Genomic DNA, 1,698 nt, shown 5'->3' with positions numbered 1-1,698 from the left:
GGCATAGCCATCAAGCTAATATCTCCAAAATATGTTTTGTGATATAATTCTTAGGATATTTATTAAAAGGATGGAATTTACAATATATGCATAAAAGATTGAAAAACTTAATAAGAAAAACAAAAGAATTATTTTCACAGGAGTTTTTAGATAAAACTGCAAGAAAAACAGGATTCATTAAAAGAAGTGGTAAGATTGACGCAAGTACATTTTTAGCTTTTAATATTTTTTTAAGCCATGATATGTGTGATAAGTCTCTAACAACTCTATGTGGAAAATTAGCGGCAAACTATGGGATACTTTTATCTCCGCAAGCTCTTAATGAGCGCTTTAACAAAGAATCTGTTGAATTTATGCAGAAACTTTTTACTGAAATGATGTTTAATCAAAATGAAATATTGAAAAAACATAGAAATGATTTAACTTTCAAAAGAATTCTTCTTAACGATGCAACAGGATATTCATTACCCAATAAGTTTTGTGATGAATATAGGGGATCTGGTGGTTCAAGTTCTAAATCTGCTATAAAAATACAGCTACAATATGATTTGTTATCAGGTAGTTTTTTATGTTGTGATTTTTTTAGTGGTACAGTTACTGATTCTAACTATCTAAAATTAATGGATGATCAAACAAAGCCAGGTGATCTTAGATTAGCCGATTTAGGCTATTATAAATTAGATTATTTAAAGGAAATACATTCAAAAAATGCATTTTACATATCAAAACTAAAAAGTGGTACATCTTTATATAAGAAAAATTCAGATGTTAAAAGAAGAAAAGATGGATCTATAATAAAATCAAGTGAATATAAAAAGATAGATATCTTTGAAATTATAAAACCATTAGCCGATGGTGAAACAATTGAACTCAAAGATATCTATATTGGTTCCAAAAAGGAACTAAAAAACAGATTAATTATAACTAAATTATCAGAAGAAAACAAGATGAAAAGAGTAAAAAAACAATTAGATGCTGTTAGGCCTAATAGAGGAAAAGTAAATGAAAGAAATACAGAGTGGACAGGGGTAAATGTCTATATAACTAATATTTCTGAAGATGTTGTTGCTACAGATCAAGTACATGACATATATTCTTTAAGATGGCAAATAGAAATAATGTTTAAGGTTTGGAAATCTATTTTTAATATTTCAAAGGTAAGAAATGTGAAAATAGAGCGATTTAAATGTTTTTTGTATGGAAGATTATTAAGTTTACTGTTAGCATCTCAAATAGTATTCACGTCGAAAGATATTATTTATGAAGAAAATAATAAAGAAATAAGTATACTTAAATCATTTAGTTTAGTAAATGAATACTTTACTACTCTTAAAACGGATATATTTAGAAATGATTTTAAAAAGATATCATTCTTTAATAATATTCTACATACAATTCTAAAGCTTGGAATCAAGTGCAAGAAAAAAGTTAAAAAGACAGTAGATTCTATATTAAATTTCCTCAAAATAAAGGAATGTCAACTTGTAAAAATGTCAATATAACCAAGTTATATATAGTGATTAATTCAATATACAGGAAATTTGCTTGGTATATTGTATTAAGTTTAGCCATTTTTTATAGATTACAGAATTTCATCTTTGAAAGCACCATTTTCTGTTAATATAAATTTCCAGAAGAATATAAAAATTATTCTTAGATTAATTTCTATATTTTGTATAAGCAAGCTTGATGGCTATG

1 protein-coding gene is annotated in these 1,698 nt (G+C 25.9%); it reads left to right on the top strand.

Annotated features, from left to right (window positions below):
- Nucleotides 1–86 precede the first annotated feature (86 nt).
- A complete protein-coding gene (locus NNC19_RS23345; RefSeq protein WP_310941089.1) occupies nt 87–1,502 on the top strand; it encodes an IS4 family transposase in 1,416 nt (471 codons plus the stop codon).
- Nucleotides 1,503–1,698: the final 196 nt, after the last annotated feature.

Source organism: Clostridium sp. SHJSY1 (assembly GCF_031626875.1).
Classification (GTDB): Bacteria; Bacillota; Clostridia; order Clostridiales; family Clostridiaceae; genus Clostridium.
The sequence above is the reverse complement of the archived record's forward strand: the minus strand, read 5'-3'. Positions and strand labels throughout refer to the sequence as shown.